17 protein-coding genes and 2 pseudogenes are annotated in these 17,927 nt (G+C 63.0%); 13 read left to right on the forward strand and 6 right to left on the reverse strand.

From position 1 onward, the window contains the following. Nucleotides 1-23 precede the first annotated feature (23 nt). On the reverse strand, nucleotides 24-1,028 hold the full coding sequence (locus H2O14_RS16750; protein ID WP_182828536.1) for an LLM class flavin-dependent oxidoreductase: 1,005 nt from the start codon (nucleotides 1,026-1,028) through the stop codon (nucleotides 24-26). Nucleotides 1,029-1,077: 49 nt separating this feature from the next. Continuing rightward, entirely contained in the window at nucleotides 1,078-3,432 is a 2,355-nt protein-coding gene (locus tag H2O14_RS16755; protein ID WP_182828537.1) for a methyl-accepting chemotaxis protein, read from the reverse strand. Nucleotides 3,433-3,720: 288 nt separating this feature from the next. Here H2O14_RS16755 and ruvC point away from each other — a divergent pair, with 288 nt between their 5' ends. The 8 genes and pseudogenes from ruvC to H2O14_RS16795 all read left to right on the forward strand — a co-directional run bounded on the left by ruvC (nucleotide 3,721) and on the right by H2O14_RS16795 (nucleotide 8,237). Then, nucleotides 3,721-4,242 carry a crossover junction endodeoxyribonuclease RuvC gene (ruvC, locus tag H2O14_RS16760; RefSeq protein ID WP_182828538.1) on the forward strand — a complete coding sequence of 174 codons (522 nt, stop codon included), beginning with the start codon at nucleotides 3,721-3,723 and terminating at the stop codon, nucleotides 4,240-4,242. A gap of 55 nt (nucleotides 4,243-4,297) precedes the next feature. Beyond that, complete coding sequence (locus tag H2O14_RS16765; protein ID WP_182828539.1) at nucleotides 4,298-4,549, forward strand: AbrB/MazE/SpoVT family DNA-binding domain-containing protein; 252 nt, start codon at nucleotides 4,298-4,300, stop codon at nucleotides 4,547-4,549. A 2-nt stretch (nucleotides 4,550-4,551) separates the two neighbouring features. Continuing rightward, complete coding sequence (locus H2O14_RS16770) at nucleotides 4,552-4,959, forward strand: type II toxin-antitoxin system VapC family toxin (protein ID WP_182828540.1); 408 nt, start codon at nucleotides 4,552-4,554, stop codon at nucleotides 4,957-4,959. A gap of 15 nt (nucleotides 4,960-4,974) precedes the next feature. Then, nucleotides 4,975-5,592 carry a Holliday junction branch migration protein RuvA gene (gene ruvA, locus H2O14_RS16775; RefSeq protein ID WP_182828541.1) on the forward strand — a complete coding sequence of 206 codons (618 nt, stop codon included), beginning with the start codon at nucleotides 4,975-4,977 and terminating at the stop codon, nucleotides 5,590-5,592. Between the two features lie 52 nt (nucleotides 5,593-5,644). Further along, nucleotides 5,645-5,905: an AbrB/MazE/SpoVT family DNA-binding domain-containing protein gene (locus H2O14_RS16780; RefSeq protein WP_182828542.1), complete on the forward strand. Its 261-nt coding sequence runs from the start codon at nucleotides 5,645-5,647 to the stop codon at nucleotides 5,903-5,905. Then, nucleotides 5,902-6,300: a PIN domain-containing protein gene (locus H2O14_RS16785; protein WP_182828543.1), complete on the forward strand. Its 399-nt coding sequence runs from the start codon at nucleotides 5,902-5,904 to the stop codon at nucleotides 6,298-6,300. Before H2O14_RS16780 ends, H2O14_RS16785 begins: the two co-directional genes overlap by 4 nt. Further along, nucleotides 6,297-7,336, forward strand: a pseudogene (gene ruvB / locus H2O14_RS16790) (Holliday junction branch migration DNA helicase RuvB). The gene H2O14_RS16785 and the pseudogene ruvB overlap by 4 nt, the downstream one beginning before the upstream one ends. Before the next feature lie 2 nt (nucleotides 7,337-7,338). Continuing rightward, nucleotides 7,339-8,237 (forward strand): annotated as a pseudogene (locus tag H2O14_RS16795) (metallophosphoesterase). Here the strand turns inward: H2O14_RS16795 and H2O14_RS16800 are convergent. Then, entirely contained in the window at nucleotides 8,132-9,376 is a 1,245-nt protein-coding gene (locus H2O14_RS16800) for an acyltransferase (protein ID WP_182828544.1), read from the reverse strand. The pseudogene H2O14_RS16795 and the gene H2O14_RS16800 sit on opposite strands and share 106 nt — an antisense overlap. 139 nt (nucleotides 9,377-9,515) lie before the next feature. Next, nucleotides 9,516-10,505: an inositol 2-dehydrogenase gene (gene iolG / locus H2O14_RS16805; RefSeq protein WP_182828545.1), complete on the reverse strand. Its 990-nt coding sequence runs from the start codon at nucleotides 10,503-10,505 to the stop codon at nucleotides 9,516-9,518. Nucleotides 10,506-10,779: 274 nt separating this feature from the next. Between iolG and H2O14_RS16810 the strand changes: the two genes are divergently transcribed. After that, the gene (locus H2O14_RS16810; protein ID WP_182828546.1) at nucleotides 10,780-11,058 is read left to right on the forward strand and encodes a hypothetical protein; all 279 of its coding nucleotides are present in this window, start codon (nucleotides 10,780-10,782) and stop codon (nucleotides 11,056-11,058) included. 56 nt (nucleotides 11,059-11,114) lie between these two features. Here H2O14_RS16810 and H2O14_RS16815 read toward each other — a convergent pair whose 3' ends face one another. Both H2O14_RS16815 and H2O14_RS16820 read right to left on the reverse strand, forming a co-directional pair. Beyond that, complete coding sequence (locus H2O14_RS16815; protein WP_182828547.1) at nucleotides 11,115-11,507, reverse strand: hypothetical protein; 393 nt, start codon at nucleotides 11,505-11,507, stop codon at nucleotides 11,115-11,117. Between the two features lie 58 nt (nucleotides 11,508-11,565). Beyond that, complete coding sequence (locus H2O14_RS16820; protein ID WP_182828548.1) at nucleotides 11,566-12,597, reverse strand: LysR substrate-binding domain-containing protein; 1,032 nt, start codon at nucleotides 12,595-12,597, stop codon at nucleotides 11,566-11,568. 263 nt (nucleotides 12,598-12,860) lie between these two features. Here H2O14_RS16820 and chvE point away from each other — a divergent pair, with 263 nt between their 5' ends. The 4 genes from chvE (at nucleotide 12,861) to araD1 (ending at nucleotide 17,884) form a co-directional block, all read left to right on the forward strand. Further along, a complete protein-coding gene (gene chvE / locus H2O14_RS16825) occupies nucleotides 12,861-13,925 on the forward strand; it encodes a multiple monosaccharide ABC transporter substrate-binding protein (RefSeq protein ID WP_182828549.1) in 1,065 nt (354 codons plus the stop codon). A 122-nt stretch (nucleotides 13,926-14,047) separates the two neighbouring features. Then, nucleotides 14,048-15,583 (forward strand): multiple monosaccharide ABC transporter ATP-binding protein, encoded by a 1,536-nt coding sequence (gene mmsA, locus H2O14_RS16830; protein ID WP_182828550.1) that lies wholly within the window; start codon nucleotides 14,048-14,050, stop codon nucleotides 15,581-15,583. Then, nucleotides 15,583-16,803, forward strand: a complete 1,221-nt coding sequence (gene mmsB / locus H2O14_RS16835) for a multiple monosaccharide ABC transporter permease (protein WP_182828551.1) — start codon at nucleotides 15,583-15,585, stop codon at nucleotides 16,801-16,803. The genes mmsA and mmsB overlap by 1 nt, the downstream gene beginning before the upstream one ends. A gap of 85 nt (nucleotides 16,804-16,888) precedes the next feature. After that, nucleotides 16,889-17,884 carry an AraD1 family protein gene (gene araD1 / locus H2O14_RS16840; RefSeq protein ID WP_182828552.1) on the forward strand — a complete coding sequence of 332 codons (996 nt, stop codon included), beginning with the start codon at nucleotides 16,889-16,891 and terminating at the stop codon, nucleotides 17,882-17,884. Nucleotides 17,885-17,927 lie beyond the last annotated feature (43 nt).

Consider the following 17,927-nt stretch of genomic DNA (forward strand, 5'->3'; position numbering starts at 1 on the left):
CCTCAAGCCTCAAGCCTCAAGCCTCAAGCCGCCTTCGCCATCTCCTGCCTCAGTCCCGCGAACAGCTCGATCGAGCGCAGCCGCGCGTCGATGTCGTGGATCGGCGTGGAGACGATCACCTCGTCCGCTCTCGTGTCGGCAAGGAAGCGGGCGAGTTTGCGCGAGGCGGTTTCCGGCGAGCCGACGATGGCGTAGCGCAAGGTATGTTCGACGCCGATCCGCTCCTGCTCCGACCAGATCCCGTCCATGGATTTCACCGGGCGCGGGAAGAGGGTGCGGTCGTTGCGGCGGAGATTGATGAATTGCTGCTGGGCCGAGGTGAAGAGATGGTTCGCCTCCTCGTCGGTGTCGGCGATGGCGCTCATGACGCCGACCATGGCGTAGGGACGGTCGAGTTGCGCCGAGGGCTGGAAGCGTTCGCGATAAATCTCCAACGCGCCCAAGAGATCGTCGGGCGCGAAATGCGAGGCGAACGCATAGGGCAGGCCGAGCATGCCGGCGAGATGGGCGCTGTAATGGCTCGAGCCCAGCAGCCAAAGCGGCACTCTGGCCCCAGCCCCCGGCACGGCGAGAACCGTGCGCTCGTCCGTGGGATCGGCGAGATAGGCCTGAAGCTCCAGCACATCCTGCGGATAGCCCTGGGCGCTCTGGTCGAGATCACGCCTCAAGGCGCGGGCGGTGCGCATGTCGGTGCCCGGCGCGCGGCCCAGTCCGAGATCGACGCGGCCGGGAAACAGCGCTTCCAGAGTGCCGAACTGTTCGGCGATCACCAGGGGCGAATGATTGGGAAGCATCACGCCTCCCGAGCCGATGCGGATCGTCCTGGTCGCCGCGCCGACATGGCCGATCAGCACGGCGGTCGCCGCGCTCGCCACCGCCGGCATGCCGTGATGTTCGGCGAGCCAGTAGCGATTGTAGCCCAGCTGTTCGGCGTGGATGGCCATGCGGCGGGTATTGGCCAAGGCGTCGGACAGCGTGCCGCCTTCGGCGACGGTGGCGAGATCGAGGATAGAAAAGGGAATGGTCATGGTTCGGCTCCCTGTCAAAGCACCGAGATAGGGTGGAGGGGCGGGGCCTTCAACCTTGCCTCAACGACAAACGCCGCGCGAGGGCCGCGCGGCGCATCAAGTTTGGTCGAAAACGATCAGCCGGCGCGGCGCAACTCGCTGCGCGCCTCATCGGCTTCCAAGCGGAACTGGGCGATGCGACCGTCCATTCGGAGGCTTCGCGCGCCAACTGGTGAATGGCGGCGGTCGTTTCCTCCACCATGGCGGCGTTCTGCTGGGTCATGCCGTCGATGGCGTTGACCGAGGCGGATATATGGCCGAGCGTTTCGGCCTCGTCGGCGGTCGCGGTCATAATCTCGGCGATGCGGCCGTTGATCTGGCCGACATAGCCGCCGATCGACTGCAGCGCCGCCCCTGCCTTTTCGACCAGTTCCACGCCCGTCTGCACGTCGAGCGTCGACTTGTTGAGAAGTTCGGTGATTTCCTTGGCGGCGCGGGCCGAGCGCTGGGCGAGCTCGCGCACTTCCTGGGCGACGACGGCGAAACCCTTGCCGCTTTCACCGGCCCGGGCCGCCTCGACGCCGGCGTTCAGCGCGAGAAGATTGGTCTGGAAGGCGATCTCGTCGATCACCGAAATGATCGAGTTGATCTGGGTCGACGAGTTCTGGATCGCCTCCATCGCCCTGACAGCGTTTTCCATGATATGGGCGGACTGCTCTGTCCCGGACGCCGCCTCGCGGGCGATGCGGGTGGCGTCGCCGGCCCGCGCCTTCTGCGCGTCGACCGAGCGGACGATCTGGTGAATGGCGGTGACGGTCTCGCTGACGGCGACCGACTGGCGCTCGGTGCGCTCGGCCAATTGGTCGGCGCCTTCGCGCATTTCGTCGGATCCGGCTCTCACGGCCAGCGAATTGCGGCGGATGGCCTGCAACGCATCGGCGAGCGTCGCCATCGAAGCGTTGAAATTCTGGCGCAGGCTGTCGAGCGAGGGCGGGAAGCGCGCGTCGATCGCAAAGGCGATGTCGCCGCGGGACATGCGGGTAAGACCTTCGCCCAGCGCATCGACGACGTGTTGCAGCGTCGCTGCTTCGCGTTCCTGTTCGGCGAGGCGGCCGAGCCGCGCTTCTTCCTCGGTGCGTCTTGCGGCCTCCGCCTCGCTCTCCAGCGCCTGCTGGCGCACCAGCTTGTCGCGGAAGGAGACGAGGGCGCGCGACATCACGCCGATTTCGTCGGGCCGCTCGGCCCCGTCGATCACGGCGCCCAGATGTCCGGCGGCCACGGTTTCGGTCGCCTGCGCCAGAGTGATGAGCGGACGGAACATCCGGCCGAGGATCAGGCCGGCAAGCGCTGCGGCCGCGATCAACACGGCCAGCCCGACGACTGTCAATTGTTCCGCGACCGTGAACGATCCCGCATCCAGTTCCTGCGTCAACACGCTCTCGGCCACATGGTAGCGGACGCCGTCGATCTCCATCGGCAAGGCGAAACCCTTGGCGGCGCCGTCCGGACGGACGATGTCGCGGCCGAATTCGTCCAGCCCCGTCATCTCGTCGGCGGATAATTTTCCGGCGGCGGCCAGGCGGCCATCGGGACCGCGACCGATCACGTCTCCCGCTGCTGTGACGATGCTCGCCTGTTCGCTGCCGCCTTCGGCGATGGCCATCGACAGTACCGACGCCAGAACCTCGTCCTTGACCCTGAAGATGAACGTGCCGCGATGAGCGCCGAGATTGAGCAGCGGCGCCGCGAAATAGACGTCGGCCGCGCCGGTCTTGGCCTCGACGCCGATGCCTGAAAACAGCGGCGCGACGTCATCGGTCTGCGCCGTCTTCACGGCTTCCATGGTCTTCGCCTGCAGCGCGCCGAGTCCCGTCGGCGCCCAGGCGGCGTCGCCGAGATTGGCGGCGAAACTCTCGTCCTTCTCGTAGGAATAGACGACGTTGCCTTTGCCGTCGAGCATCAGCAGATCGGAGAAGGGGCTGGACGCCAGGAGCTTCTTGACCTCCGGCTGCAATTCTTCATGCGCCGAGAAGTAATAGCCGCTGGGACCTTCGGGCTTCACCAGCTTCTCGCGCTCGCCCGCCGGGTTGGGATTTTTGGCGACGAAGACGTCGCGCAGGGCGGCTGCGGCTTCGCCCGGCTTCTTGTCGAGCGTCTTCCAACCGCTCTTCAGGTTCACCATGGATTTCTGCAGCGTTTCGATGGCGGCCAGCGCGCCGGCCTGATCACGGATCTGGGCGATGCGGCCTTGAAGCGTGGCGACCCGGAATTCCAGAATGCTGTGCATCGCCTTGGCCGACTGATCCACGAGGACCGAACGCGTGCCGAAATAGCTGAGCGACACCAGCGCGCTCACCGAAACGATGATGAGCGCCACGAACAGGCCGACCACCTTCGCCTTCAACGATTGAAAAATTCGGGGCATCATCCGCTCTCACCTTCGACCATGTCGGACGCGGCCTGCGCGCCGGCGGCGGCAAGACAGAACATCGAGAAGACGTCCGCCTCGAGCTGCGACGGCGACGCGGAAACGCGCCTGATCATTTTTGTAACTATCCTACAGTTTGCCTAATTTCTTTAAGTTGACGTTAACAAATCACTTCGCCTGTTCGACGAGTTCGAAAAGTCCAGTTCCGAGTTCTGCCAGAGCGCGCCTCTCTCTGTTTTCATCAGACGAAAATTGGACTATTGAGAACAAAAGGAGAAAATTTGCATGAGCGCTTTGATTCGGATCATCGGCATCGATCCCGGCCTGCGTCGCACCGGCTGGGGCGTCATCGAGACGCTCGGCAACTCCCTGCGTTTCGTTGCGTCCGGCACGGTGACGTCGGACGACAAGGGGGATCTCGCCTCACGGCTCTGCCAGCTTCATGACGGTCTCGCCGACGTCGTCCATCTTCACCAGCCGGATGAGGCCGCCGTCGAGCAGACTTTCGTCAACAAGGACGCCACCGCGACGCTGAAGCTCGGCCAGGCCCGCGGCATCGCGATGCTGGTGCCGGCCCGCGCCGGCCTGCCGGTGGCCGAATACGCCCCTAACGCCGTCAAGAAGGCGGTGATCGGCGTCGGACATGGCGAAAAACAGCAAATTCACCTGATGCTGAAAGTCTTGATGCCCAAGGCGGTCTTCCAGGGCAACGACGCCGCCGACGCATTGGCGATCGCCATTTGCCACGCCCACCATCTCGGCGGCGCGGCGGGCCGGCTGAAGGCGATGGCGAGGGCGGCGCTGTAGTTATGTTCTTGACTTGTTCAGGAGGTAGGAATATTTCTTACTCAAGGAGATCGCCATGCGAGTCACATCCAAAGGTCAGGTCACGATACCCCGCGATATTCGCGAACTGGTCGGCATAGAGCCCAACAGTGAAGTCATCTTTTCCGTCGAAAGCGGCCGCGTCGTGCTGACGCCGAAGCACAGTCGCGAGCAGGTGGCGCAACAGCAGCGGCTCGCCGATTTTCTCGAGGTTCTGGATCGAATTGAAGGCACTGGGGATCAGGCGATCGATGGCGACGCCTTGATGGCGATGACCCGGGATCGCTGAGAATGGCTGTGCTCGTCGATACGAACATCCTGGTCGACATCGCTGTGCGGGATCCTCAATGGCTCCTTTGGTCCCGTCGTCGACTGGCGGAAGCGCGTGGCGGGCTGCTGATCAATCCGGTTATCTATGCGGAATTTTCAGTGCGCTACGCCCGGCAGGAACAGGTCGACGCCGTCCTTCCCGAGACGGAGTTTATCCGAGAGAATCTTCCCTGGAGCGCAGCCTTCGCGGCAGGCGCCGCCTTCCGGAAGTATCGAGACAGCGGCGGAACGCGTGAACGGGTTCTCCCGGACTTCCTGATCGGCGCTCATGCCGTCATTTCGGGCCATCACATTCTGACGCGCGATCCAAAGGGCTATCGACGCTATTTTCCGACCGTGCCCCTCATCACGCCCGACACTCACCCCTAATCGCGGACAGCTATCATGATCGGAAAACTCAAAGGCGTGATCGAGGAAATCGGCGAAGACTATGTGCTCGTCGATGTTCATGGCGTCTGCTACGTCGCCCATTGCTCGGCCCGCACGCTGTCGCGCATCGGCTCCGTCGGTGAGGCGGTGGTGCTGTTCATCGAGACTTATGTGCGGGAAGACCAGCTCAAGCTGTTCGGCTTCATGAGCGGGCTCGAGCGCGAATGGTTCCGCATGCTGCAGATCGTCCAGGGCGTCGGCTCAAAGGTGGCGCTGGCGGTGCTCTCGACGCTCACCCCGTCCGAACTCGCCAACGCCATCGCGCTGCAGGACAAGACCACCATCTCCCGCGCGCCGGGTGTCGGACCGAAGGTCGCCGTGCGCATCCTCACCGAACTCAAGAGCAAGGCGCCGGCTTTCAGCGGCGACTCCGGCCAGTCGATCGGCCTCAAGCAGGAATTGGGCGAGGGCGTCGCGCCGGCGCCGGTGGCCGACGCCGTCTCGGCGCTCACCAATCTCGGCTATTCGCGGGACCAGGCAGCCAGCGCCGTGGCCGCCGCGCTCAAGAACGGCGGCGAGGGGGCCGACAGCGCCAAGCTCATCCGCCTGGGCCTGAAGGAACTGGCGCGGTGATCCTTACTTGTGCTATTGTTCCTTACATTGACGAATTCGCAAGGAAACTGTCATGTTGATCGTCCACAGCACGCTGACCTCCAAGGCTCAAACCACCATCCCTTCTGAAGTTCGTGATGCGCTCAACTTAAGGGTGGGGGACCGAATCAATTATTTCATTGATGGAGCCAGAGTTATGTTGCGGGTGAAGAACAAGCGCGCCGTCGATCTGGCCGGATTGCTGCATGATCCGGATCGTCCCGCGGTCGGCGTGGCTGATATTGAAACGTCTATTGCCGACGCCATCGCGGATGACGTGGCGGCATCGCGATGATCGGTCTTGACACCAATATCTTGTTGCGTCTGGTCCTCAAGGATGACCCGGTTCAAACCGAACTCGCGGTTGAGCTTGTTGCCGGCCTCTCGAAAGAAAACCCGGGCTATGTGAACTGCATCACCTTGCTGGAATTCACGTGGTACCTTCGCCGGCGTCTCAAACTTGAACGCCGACTGGTGGCGGATACGGTATTCAGCCTGTTGCAGGCTGAAGATCTTGTTTTTGAAGACGAGGAATTGATCGGAGCAGTCTTGATGAGGATGTCGGACACCAGCGTCGAGTTTGCCGACACCATTATTGCTCTACGGAACAAGCGCGACGGTTGTTCGACAACCCGCACCTTCGATACGGCTGCTGCACGGCAGTTGCCCGAAATGGAACTGCTGCAATGAGCGCCCCCAATACCCTGCTGTCTCCCGAAAAGCGCGGCGACGATCTCGACACCGCGCTTCGTCCGCAGTCGCTCGACGAGTTCACCGGCCAGGCGGAGGCGCGCGCCAATCTGAAGATCTTCATCGAGGCGGCGAAGAATCGCGGCGAGGCGCTCGATCACGTGCTGTTCGTCGGCCCGCCCGGGCTCGGCAAGACCACGCTCGCCCAGATCATGGCCAAGGAGTTGGGCGTCAATTTTCGCTCGACTTCGGGACCCGTCATCGCCAAGGCCGGCGATCTCGCGGCCCTGCTGACCAATCTCGAAGAGCGGGACGTGCTGTTCATCGACGAAATCCACCGTCTCAATCCCGCGGTCGAGGAAATCCTCTATCCCGCCATGGAAGATTACCAGCTCGACCTGATCATCGGCGAGGGCCGGCGGCGCGGTCGGTCAAGATCGATCTGTCGAAATTCACGCTGGTCGCCGCCACCACCCGCCTCGGCCTGCTCACCAATCCGCTCCGCGACCGGTTCGGCATTCCAGTCCGCCTGAACTTCTATACGGTCGAAGAACTGGAACTGATCGTTAAGCGCGGCGCTCGCCTGATAGGTCTCGGCATGACCGACGACGGCGCGCGCGAGATCGCCCGCCGCGCCCGCGGCACGCCGCGCATCGCCGGCCGCCTGCTGCGCCGGGTGCGCGATTTCGCCGAGGTCGCCAAGGCCGAGGCCGTCACGCGCGAGATCGCCGATCGGGCGTTGACGCGGCTCGACGTCGACAGCATGGGCTTCGACCAACTCGACCGCCGCTATCTCACCATGATCGCCGTCAATTTCGGCGGCGGCCCGGTCGGCGTCGAGACGATTTCCGCCGGCCTGTCGGAACCGCGCGACGCGATCGAAGACATCATCGAGCCCTATCTGATCCAGCAGGGCTTCATCCAGCGCACGCCGCGCGGCCGCGTGCTGACCGCGAACGCCTGGAAACATCTCGGGCTGACGCCGCCCGCCAATCTCGTCCAGACGCAGATCGGCCTGTTTCAGGACGACGACTGATGCTGCTGAGCCGCCGGGCCTTTCTGCGATGGGCGCTCGGCGGCGTCGCCGCCATGGCGGCCTTGGCCGGTTATCCCTTCGTGGAAGCCATGGCGTCGCCGCGCGCGGCGCGTTACCGATTTACACCGAAGAGATGGACCCCGGGCTCAAACTCCACATCGTCGCGCTCGCCGATTTCCACGCTTGCGATCCCTGGATGACTGCGGATCGCATCAGGTCTATCTGCGATCGGGCCAATGCGCTGCAGCCCGACATCATCCTGCTTCTGGGTGACTATGTCAGCGGCATGAATCTCGTGCTCGGCGAGGTCCCCGCCGCAGACTGGTCTGCGGCCATGGCGGGACTGTCGGCCCCGCTCGGCGTGCACGCCATTCTCGGCAATCACGATTACTGGGAGGATCTGTCCTTCCAGCGCGATCCGAAGACCTCCACCATCGCCGAGAAGGCCTTGGCGGCCATCGGCGTTCAGGTCTATGTCAACCGCGCCGCGCGCATCGAGAAGGACGGTCTCGGCTTCTGGCTCGCCGGACTGGGCGATCAACTGGCGCTCCGGCCGGGGAAACGGTTCGGACGGCCGGCATTCGCAGGCGTCGACGATCTGCCGTCGACCCTGTCGGGCGTCGCGACCGACGAGCCGGTGCTGCTGATGGCGCATGAGCCGGATATCTTCGATCGCGTCGACGGACGGGTCAGCCTGACGCTTTCAGGGCATACGCATGGCGGACAGATCAACATGTTCGGCTGGCGGCCGGTATCGGCGTCTCGGGGATCGGCGCGCTATCCCGCCGGCCATTATCACGAAGGCGGACGCGATCTCATCGTGTCGCGCGGGCTCGGTTGTTCGGCCCTGCCGCTGCGTGTCGGGTCATGGCCCGAAATCCTGTCGATCGAACTGGGGTGACCAGCGGCTCTGGCGGCGCGCATCCGCGCAATCGCCCTCTGCGCAGGCTCGTCGATGAACCTTGCCGCGAGATAGGCGGCGCCGATGGAGATCGCGGCCGCCACGCCGGTGAACGCCGCGTTGTGGGCCGCGAGTTCCGGCCAGGCGAGGCCGAGCAGGCGGCCGATCGGATAATGCAGGCAGTAGAGTGGATAGGAAAGCGATCCCAACAGCAGCGAAATCCTCGTCACGCCCCGGCCTGAGGGGCGACACATGGTGGCCAGCGCCACGAGCATAGGCATCACCACAAGCAACGTCGGCGCGGTCAGGACGCCGCGGGCGGCGAAAGGATTGACGAGCGAAGCCAGGGCGATGGCGTAGAGGATCCAGGGATCCAGGAGCATGCGCGGAAGGCGCGGACGCAGCGCCTGCTCGATCGGCGCGCGCCAGCGATGGATCAGCATGCCCAGCGCAAATCCGTAGGCGACGCGAAAAAAACCGCCGAGGAAACTGTCGAGGCTCCAGCCGATCGAGGGGTTGAAGCCGGTCTTGTCGCCATCGAGCCCGATCCAGAACCCCGCCGCGACAAAGCCGATCCAACCGACCGCAGCGAGGATCGCCAGGCCGCGTCCCCTCAGACGGATCAGCCAGAAGAGGCCCGCGCTTGCGACCATCTCGAAAAACAGCGACCAGGCCGGCGGATTGGCCGGGAAGATCGGCGAGGACAGCAGACCTCCCGTCGCCTCGCGCATGTGATCATGCGCCAGGTAGGGGAGGAAGAAGAGATTGGTCCACACGCTCGCCAGCGCGTCGCCGGCGCCGAGATCGGCGCGCCCGGCGGCGGCGATCGCCACGAGCCCCGCTGCTCCGAGCGTCAGGCCGATCAGAAACATCGGATAGAGGCGCACGACGCGCCGCAGCATCAAGCCGCCGAAGCTCAGCCCGTCGGCGAGACGCGCGCCATAGGCGTGGCTGAGCACGAAGCCGCTGAGGATGAAAAACAGATCGACCGCCAGAGAGCTCTGGGTGAAGGGAACGACCGGGTGACCGAGGATGCTGATCCGTTGCTGGGAAAAATGTCCGAACATTACGGCGATCGCCGCGACGCCGCGCAATCCGTCCAGCGTCTGGTAGCGCTGTTCGTCGGTGTTGAGGGGCATATGCGGCGTCTCCATCGATGCGTCAGTGCTTTAACGCGCGAGGAAATCGATCCGCAAAAAGAGCCGCTTCTCTGGTTAACGAAGTGGACGCGTCGCGCCGTATTGGCGCATCGACGCGTCCACTTATCTCGGGATCGTGTCAGACTGCGACGCGCTTGCCCGTTTTGACGCTTTCGAGCGCGGCGTCCGCCAGCTTCAGCGCGAGCAGGCCGTCCGCGCCGGTCGGGCTGATCGCCGCGCCCTGTTCGATCGCGGCGATGAAGCTGGCGATCTCGTTGGCGTAGGCTTCGGTATAGCGGGTCATGAAGAAATCGTGCAACGGCGGGCGGGTGTAGCCTTGGCCGTTGGCGATTTCGATCGAGACCGGACGCTGGTTCTCGGCCGAGACGACGCCTTCGGAGCCGTGCACCTCGATGCGCTGGTCGTAGCCGTATGTGGCGCGGCGGGAATTGGTGATCACGGCCTGACGGCCGGACGCCGTTTCCAGGATCACCGTGGCGCTGTCGAAATCGCCGGCTTCGCCGATGGCCGGGTCGACGAGCACGGCGGCATGGGCCGAGACGGAGATGACTTCTTCGCCGAGCAGAAAGCGGGCCATGTCGAAGTCATGGATGGTCATGTCGCGGAAAATGCCGCCGGAACGGGCAATGTAGTCGACCGGCGGCGCGCCGGGATCGCGCGAGGTGATGGTGACCATCTCGACCTTGCCGATCTTGCCCTCGTCAATCGCCTGTTTCACCGCCATGAAATGCGGGTCGAAGCGGCGGTTGAAGCCGACCATCAGCTTGGCGTTGGTGTCTTCCACGACTTTCAGGCAGGCCTCGACGCGGCCCGCATCGAGATCGACGGGCTTTTCGCAGAAGATCGCCTTGCCGGCGCGGGAGAAGCGCTCGATCAGGTCGGCATGGGTGTCGGTGGGAGTGCAGATCACCACGGCGTCGATGTCGCTGGCGGCTTCGATCTGGCTGATCGAGCGCACTTCGGCGCCATATTGCTGGGCGAGCGCGGTCGCCGCGTCGGCGAATGCGTCGGCCACAGCCACGAGCTTGGCGTCGGCATTGCCGCTCACCGCCTTGGCGTGCACCTTGCCGATACGGCCCGCGCCCAAAACCCCGAATCTCACTGTCATTGTATTGCTCTTCCTCGTTTGCAGGCGCGCGCGGACCGGCTCGTTCGCCCGTGGCCCCGCTGCGCGAAATATCGGCGTGATGACTCCTCCGGCCAGCCAAACGCCTCGCTCCGACCGGTCGCGCCCTCTCCATATCAAAATGGAATGACCGGATCAATTCAGCGCCGGTGGAATAAATGTTCCGTCGCGCCCGGCGGCGATACAGGCGTATCGCCCTTGCTCCCCGGCCTCGAACATGCGATTTGCGAAACCGTGAACTCGAACCGAGGCAGCCATGGCGTCCGACAAGAACAAGCCGCCCTTCTATCTGATCGACACGACGTCGGAATTCTACCGTCCCGCCGTCAGACGTTATGCGATCTGCGCATCCGTCGCCGTGTGGGCAGGGCTGGAAATCTATGCGTGGCAGCCCTTCTGGATGGTCATCGCCGTCGCGCTGGCGGCCTATTGCATCTATACGCTGATCATCGGCTACAAGCCTCCGGAAAAAACCGCGCCGGTCGCGGCCGTCGATGACGGCGATAGCGGCTCGGACGGCGACGGGTCGGACTGATACCGACGGTCATCCGAGGCGGGCGAGCGCCGCATCGATCAACTGGTTGGCGATCATCATGCGCCGCGTCGCGGCGTCGCGATAGTCGGCCCCGACGCGATCTGGGTGATTGGCGAGCGCGAACTCCCGCCGCCTTTCGCGGATCTCCGCCGGCCCCGGCATTGATCGAGGGCGAGATCCTCGCTGATCTCCGCATCCGAAAGGCGTGTGAGCCAGACTGGCGGCGCATCGAGCTTCGGCGGCGGCGCATAGCCGTCGAACAGGTCGGCCCAATCGAGCCTGGCGTCACTGAGCGCCGCAGAGTCTTCCGCCTCTTCGGCCAGGCCGACGAACGAAATCCTCAACCCGCGCGGCGGTGTATAGGCCGCGCCGATCTCCTCGGCGGCCTCTTCCTCGCGATCCAATCCTTCGAGCACCGTCTCGAAGAGGCTGTGTCCAAAAACCGGCATCACGTCTCCTGTCGAACCTGTTCTGCCCCGGCTGGATGGATCGAGGCTGGCGCGGGGGTCACAGCGGTTCGATATCCGCCACCCGGTTGCGCTCGCATTCGTCGAGGATCACGTCATGCAGCATCTTGGCCGAGGGCGGCAGCGCCCGGCCGCGGGCGGTGATCAGGCTGTAGGGCTTGAGATTGATATCGAAATCTGTCTCCACGATGGCGATCCGGCCCATGCGGTTGCCGCTGCCCGCGATGAAGCGGGCCACGTCCTCTGCGATCGGGGCGATGGCGTCGGTCTCGGCGATCAGCGCCATGGTGAGCGTTACCGAAGGTGTGCTGACGACATTGGAGGGCAGCGGCAGGCCGCGCTCGATGAACATCACTTCCAGCGTCCGCCGGAGCAGCGAGCCCGGCGGCTGGAAAACCCATTCGAGTTCGCTGAGTTCGGCCAGGCTCGCAGGCGCGGTCTCAAGCACCGGATGGCCGGCGCGAGCGACGATGCAGGCTTTCTCGAGGCCGAGCGGCCGGGCGTCGAACTGGCGCGGGCTCATATCATCGGGCATCCGGCCCATGATGAAATCGTAGCGGGCGGACATCAGGTCGCGGGCCAGCGCATTGCTTGTGTCCTGCTGGATGTTGATCTGGATGGAGGGATAGAGCGCCCGGACGCGGTTGATGGCCGGCACGGCGAGGCTGATGGCCGGCGCGGTCACCGAGCCGATATTCACCGATCCGCCATAGCCGGTCTTGAGTTCGGTGATCTCGCGATCGGCCTCGCGGATTTCGAGCAGGATGGCGCGGGCCCGGCGCGCCATGGCCTCGCCGAAGCGGGTCATCACCATGCCCTTGGCGACGCGATCGCACAAAGGGGCTTTGAGAATCGATTCGATTTCGTGCAACATGCGGGAAGCCGCAGGCTGGGATATCATCAGCGCCTCGGCCGCCGCGCTGACCTGGCCGTGATCGGAGAGCGCGGAGATCAGTCTCAGGTGGTTGAGCTTCAGGCCGCTTTTGATGAGAGAATCGCTCTCTTTTTCAGCTTGATAGCGGTTTTTGAACGCTTCCGGGGCGGGCGCCTTGAAATTTCCACTATCGCTCATCCGACGTTTCCGATTGAAAAGTATGACTTTTTGTCAACTATATCACTTTTGATATGAGGCGCTATCACTATTCTATTTGACAGTTATATCGATTTAAGAGCAGTTTGCGCTCGAACGCAGGGGAGGGGAGTTGGAGGAGCGCCTCGGTCCGCTCCTTCCGTGATCGGTCGCGGAAGGCACGCCAGGGTGTTTGCCTATACCTCCCAGTGTTTCGCCGACAGCCGGCTTTGTTGGCTGTTTCATGAACCAGGGAGAGAACCTTTATGAAACTCATTACTTCGCTGCTCGCCGCAGCCGCCATGTCTGTCGCGACCTTCGTCGCCCCGGCATTCGCCGACAAGGGCGTGGTTGGCATTTCCATGCCGACGAAGACGTCCACCCGTTGGATCTCCGACGGCGAGACCATGGAGAAGCTGTTCAAGGAAGCCGGCTACACCCCGGACCTGCAGTTCGCCGACGACGACATTCCGAACCAGCTGTCGCAGATCGAAAACATGGTCACCAAGGGCGCGAAAGTGCTCGTGATCGGCGCCATCGACGGCACCACGCTGTCCGACATCCTGCAGAAGGCCCATGACGCCGGCGTCAAGGTCATCGCTTACGATCGCCTCATCCGCGATTCCGGCAATGTCGACTACTACGCCACCTTCGACAACTTCCAGGTCGGCGTTCTCCAGGCGACCTCGCTGGTCGAAGGCCTGAAGCTCGACGGCGCGACCGCTCCGAAGAATGTCGAACTGTTCGGCGGTTCGCCCGACGACAACAACGCCTTCTTCTTCTATGACGGCGCCATGTCGGTTCTGCAGCCGCTGATCGATTCCGGCAAGATCGTCGTCAAGTCCGGCCAGATGGGCATGGACCAGGTCGGCACGCTGCGTTGGGACGGCGCCGTCGCCCAGGCTCGCATGGAAAACCTGCTGTCCTCGACCTACACCGACGCCAAGGTCGACGGCGTTCTGTCGCCATATGACGGCCTCTCCATCGGCATCATCTCCGCTCTGAAGGGCGTGGGCTACGGCTCCGGCGACATGCCGATGCCGATCGTGACCGGTCAGGACGCCGAACTGCCGTCTGTGAAGTCCATTCTGGCCAACGAGCAGTATTCGACTGTGTTCAAGGATACCCGCGAACTCGCCAAGGTTGCTGTCGGCATGGTCGACGCCATCATGTCGGGCAAGGAGCCTGAGGTCAACGACACCAAGACCTACGACAACGGCGTCAAGGTCGTTCCGTCCTACCTCCTGAAGCCGGTCGCGGTCGACAAGACCAACGCCAAGGACGTCCTCGTCGGCGCCGGCTACTACACCGAAGACCAGATCAACAACTGATCCCGCGTCTGACGGTATTTGGGGTCCGCAGCTCTTGCGGACCCTTTCTCACATAGTATGGGACCCCTGAATGTCGCCCGGCCCGGCGCATCTCGCGTCTGTCTGGTGCTGGAAAAAGCAACATGGATAAAATCATTCTGGAAATGCGGGGCATCACCAAGACGTTTCCGGGCGTGAAAGCCCTGAACGACGTGAGCTTCAAGGTCCGCCAAGGCGAGATCCACGCGCTGGTTGGGGAGAACGGCGCTGGCAAGTCGACCCTTATGAAAGTGCTGAGCGGCGTCTATCCCGCAGGCACGTTCGACGGCGAAATTCTGTTCGATGGAGAGGCGCGCCGCTTCGGCAAGATCTCCGACAGCGAACATCTCGGCATCATCATCATTCACCAGGAACTGGCGCTCGTGCCGCTTCTGTCGATCGCGGAAAACATTTTCCTCGGCAACGAGATCGCCGAAAAGGGCGTGATCAACTGGCAGCAGACGTTTGCGCGCACCCAGGACCTGCTCGACAAGGTCGGTCTCAAGGAATCGCCCAGCACGCTGATCAACGATATCGGCGTCGGCAAGCAGCAGCTCGTGGAAATCGCCAAGGCGCTGTCCAAGAAGGTGCGGTTGCTGATCCTCGACGAGCCCACCGCTTCGCTCAACGAAAAGGATTCCGACGCGCTGCTCGAACTCCTCATGGAGTTCCGCCGTCAGGGGATGACCTCGATCATCATTTCCCACAAGCTCAACGAGATCCGCAAGGTCGCTGACCAGATCACCATTCTGCGCGATGGCGGAACCGTGGGCACGCTCGATTGTCACAAGGAAGACATCAGCGAGGATACGATCATCAAGGGCATGGTCGGCCGCGACATGGAGGATCGCTATCCTCCGCGCGACGTGCCGATCGGCGAGACGATCCTCGAGGTCAAGAACTGGAACGTCTATCACCAGAACCATCGCGACCGTAAATTCCTGCACGACGTCAATTTCAACGTCCGCGCCGGCGAAGTCGTCGGCATCGCCGGATTGATGGGCGCGGGGCGCACGGAAACGGCGATGAGCCTGTTCGGCCGTTCCTGGGGCCACAAGATCACCGGCGACGTGCTGATGCACGGCAAGGCGGTGGATGTGACAACCATTCCCAAGGCCATCGACGCCGGCCTCGCTTACGTGACCGAAGACCGCAAGCATCTCGGGCTCGTGCTGATCAACAACATCAAGGAAAACACCACGCTGGCCAATCTCGACGGCGTATCCTCGATGGGCGTGATCGACGACCGGCAGGAATCGAAGATCGCCACGGATTATCGCAGCAAGCTGCGCATCCGCTCGCATTCGATCTATCAGGAAACCGTCAACCTGTCGGGCGGCAACCAGCAGAAGGTCGTGCTGTCGAAATGGCTGTTCACCAATCCTGAAGTGCTGATCCTCGACGAGCCGACCCGCGGCATCGATGTCGGCGCGAAATACGAAATCTACTCCATCATCAATCAACTGGCGGCCGAGGGCAAAGGCATTCTGATGATCTCGTCGGAAATGCCCGAACTGCTCGGCACCTGCGACCGCATCTACGTCATGAACGAAGGACGCATCGTCGCCGAGCTTTCCAAGGCGGAAGCAAGCCAGGAATCCATCATGCGCGCGATCATGCGCTCCGGGGAGAAACACTAATGGTCTCGGAAAACAACACGACCACCGCATCCAACGAGGTGTCCTTCGGCGCCTATTTCCGCAAGAACATTCGCGAATACGGGCTTCTGATCGCGCTCGTCGTCATCATGCTGTTCTTTCAGGTCATCACCGGCGGCGTGCTGTTCCGCCCGGTCAACCTGACCAATCTCGTGCTGCAGAATTCGTTCATCGTCATCATGGCGCTGGGCATGCTGCTGATCATCGTCGCCGGCCATATCGACCTCTCGGTCGGCTCCATCGTCGCCTTCATCGGCGGCATATCCGCCATCATGCTGGTGAAGTGGCAGTTGAGCCCAATCATCGTGGTGCCGCTCTGCCTCATCATCGGCGGTCTCGTCGGCGCCGCCCAGGGCTACTGGGTCGCCTACCAGAAGATCCCGGCCTTCATCGTCACGCTGGCCGGCATGCTGGTGTTCCGCGGCCTGACCTATCTCGTGCTGCAGAACCGTCCCCTCGGCCCGTTCCCGAAGGATTTCCAGGTTCTCTCCACCGGCTTCATGCCTGATTTCTTCGGCTTCCTGGTCTCCGACCCCTCGACCAGCCTGATCAAGAACTGGTTCGCGCTGATCGTCGTCCTGGCCGCCGTCGCCTTCATGATCTATAGCGGCTTCCGAACCCGTTCGGTCAATGAGCAGCATGGCTCGCAAAACGAACCCTTCACCTTCTTCCTGGTGCAGATGGGCGTCACCGCGATCGTCGCCGTCTATCTCGGCTTCCAGCTGTCCACCTACAAGGGTCTGCCGAACGTGCTCGTCGTCATGGCGGTGCTGATCGGCCTCTATATGTTCGTGACCACGCGCTCGACCATCGGCCGCCGCATCTACGCCATGGGCGGCAACGAGAAGGCGGCCAAGCTCTCCGGCATCAACACCGAGCGGCTGACCTTCCTGACCTTCGTCAATATGGGCGCGCTCGCCGGTCTCGCCGGCATGATCATCGCCGCCCGCCTGAACTCGGCCACCCCGAAGGCCGGCGTCGGCATCGAGCTCGACGTCATCGCGGCCTGCTTCATCGGCGGCGCCTCGGCCTCCGGCGGCGTCGGCAAGATCACCGGAGCCGTGGTCGGCGCCTTCATCATGGGCGTGCTCAACAACGGCATGTCGATCATGGGCCTGTCGATTGATTACCAGCAGCTCGTCAAGGGCCTGGTGCTGCTCGCGGCCGTCTATTTCGACGTCTACAACAAGCGCAAGGGCTGAGCCCTTCGCCGATTTCCCGCCCGGACGGTCTTTATGCCCCGGGCGGGCCACCCCATATGAGATATGCTTGCGAAAGGAATAAATCGTGCTGATTTCGCAGATCAAGACTGAAGCTGGCGACATGGCTGTGGTCGCCCGCGAACTGGGCGGCGAAGCCCGCATCGTCAAGGGCGCCGAAAGCGTCTATCGGCTCGCGATGCAGGCGGCGTCCGAGGGCAAGTCGTTGAAGGACGTGGTTCTTTCTTTCGGTTTTGCTAATGTTATCGATCTCATTCAGGTCCGCGACGAGAAGCGCTTCCTGCCGCCGATCACCCATTCCGATCCGGCGCACCTGCATCTGACCGGCACGGGCCTGACGCATCTCGGCTCGGCCGCCACTCGCGACGCCATGCACAAGAAGACGTCCGAGGCCGCCGAGGAAACCCTGACGGACTCGATGAAGATGTTCAAGATGGGCCTCGAAGGCGGCAAGCCGAAGGCGGGAGAAAAGGGCGTGCAGCCGGAATGGTTCTACAAGGGCAATGGCACCCAGGCCGTGTCTCCCGAACAGCCGCTGACCTCGCCCTCTTTCGCGCTGGATGGCGGCGAAGAGCCCGAAATGGCCGGCATCTATGTGATCGGCGAGGATGGAACGCCGTTCCGCGTCGGCTTCGCTGTCTCCAACGAGTTTTCCGATCACGTCACCGAACGGATCAACTATCTCTACCTCGCCCATTCCAAGCTGCGCCAGGCGAGCTTCGGTCCGGAAATCCGCATCGGCGCGCCGCCGGAAGACATTCGCGGCACGTCGCGCATCCGCCGCGGCGATCAGGTGATTTTCGAGAAGCCCTTCCTGTCGGGCGAAGCGAACATGTCCCACACTTTCGCCAATCTCGAATATCACCATTTCAAATATGAGCTGTTCCGTCAGCCGGGCGAAGTGCATGTGCATATGTTCGGCACCGCCACGCTGTCCTTCGCCGAAGGCGTCAAGCCCGAGCCGGGCGACGTGTTCGAGATCGAAGCCCCGGATTTCGGCCTGGCGCTGCGCAACCCGCTGAAGACTGCGGACGAACAGCCCGTTTCCGTCCGCATTCTGTAATTGAAGGAGCCGTCGGCCCGTTGGGCTGCGCTCGAAAAGGAGA

The sequence above is a fragment of the Rhizobium sp. G21 genome (assembly GCF_014158035.1).
Taxonomy (GTDB): Bacteria; Pseudomonadota; Alphaproteobacteria; order Rhizobiales; family Rhizobiaceae; genus Rhizobium_E.

What these genes read in the sequence shown, in the direction of transcription:
- H2O14_RS16785 (WP_182828543.1), top strand. Translation starts at nt 5,902, where the DNA reads ATGATCGGTCTTGACACCAATATCTTGTTGCGTCTGGTCCTCAAGGAT.
- ruvC (WP_182828538.1), top strand. Translation starts at nt 3,721, where the DNA reads ATGAGCGCTTTGATTCGGATCATCGGCATCGATCCCGGCCTGCGTCGC.
- H2O14_RS16815 (WP_182828547.1), bottom strand. Translation starts at nt 11,507, where the DNA reads ATGCCGGTTTTTGGACACAGCCTCTTCGAGACGGTGCTCGAAGGATTG.
- H2O14_RS16770 (WP_182828540.1), top strand. Translation starts at nt 4,552, where the DNA reads ATGGCTGTGCTCGTCGATACGAACATCCTGGTCGACATCGCTGTGCGG.
- H2O14_RS16755 (WP_182828537.1), bottom strand. Translation starts at nt 3,432, where the DNA reads ATGCCCCGAATTTTTCAATCGTTGAAGGCGAAGGTGGTCGGCCTGTTC.
- H2O14_RS16750 (WP_182828536.1), bottom strand. Translation starts at nt 1,028, where the DNA reads ATGACCATTCCCTTTTCTATCCTCGATCTCGCCACCGTCGCCGAAGGC.
- mmsA (WP_182828550.1), top strand. Translation starts at nt 14,048, where the DNA reads ATGGATAAAATCATTCTGGAAATGCGGGGCATCACCAAGACGTTTCCG.
- H2O14_RS16800 (WP_182828544.1), bottom strand. Translation starts at nt 9,376, where the DNA reads ATGCCCCTCAACACCGACGAACAGCGCTACCAGACGCTGGACGGATTG.
- H2O14_RS16780 (WP_182828542.1), top strand. Translation starts at nt 5,645, where the DNA reads ATGTTGATCGTCCACAGCACGCTGACCTCCAAGGCTCAAACCACCATC.
- iolG (WP_182828545.1), bottom strand. Translation starts at nt 10,505, where the DNA reads ATGACAGTGAGATTCGGGGTTTTGGGCGCGGGCCGTATCGGCAAGGTG.
- H2O14_RS16810 (WP_182828546.1), top strand. Translation starts at nt 10,780, where the DNA reads ATGGCGTCCGACAAGAACAAGCCGCCCTTCTATCTGATCGACACGACG.
- ruvA (WP_182828541.1), top strand. Translation starts at nt 4,975, where the DNA reads ATGATCGGAAAACTCAAAGGCGTGATCGAGGAAATCGGCGAAGACTAT.
- H2O14_RS16820 (WP_182828548.1), bottom strand. Translation starts at nt 12,597, where the DNA reads ATGAGCGATAGTGGAAATTTCAAGGCGCCCGCCCCGGAAGCGTTCAAA.
- H2O14_RS16765 (WP_182828539.1), top strand. Translation starts at nt 4,298, where the DNA reads ATGCGAGTCACATCCAAAGGTCAGGTCACGATACCCCGCGATATTCGC.
- chvE (WP_182828549.1), top strand. Translation starts at nt 12,861, where the DNA reads ATGAAACTCATTACTTCGCTGCTCGCCGCAGCCGCCATGTCTGTCGCG.
- mmsB (WP_182828551.1), top strand. Translation starts at nt 15,583, where the DNA reads ATGGTCTCGGAAAACAACACGACCACCGCATCCAACGAGGTGTCCTTC.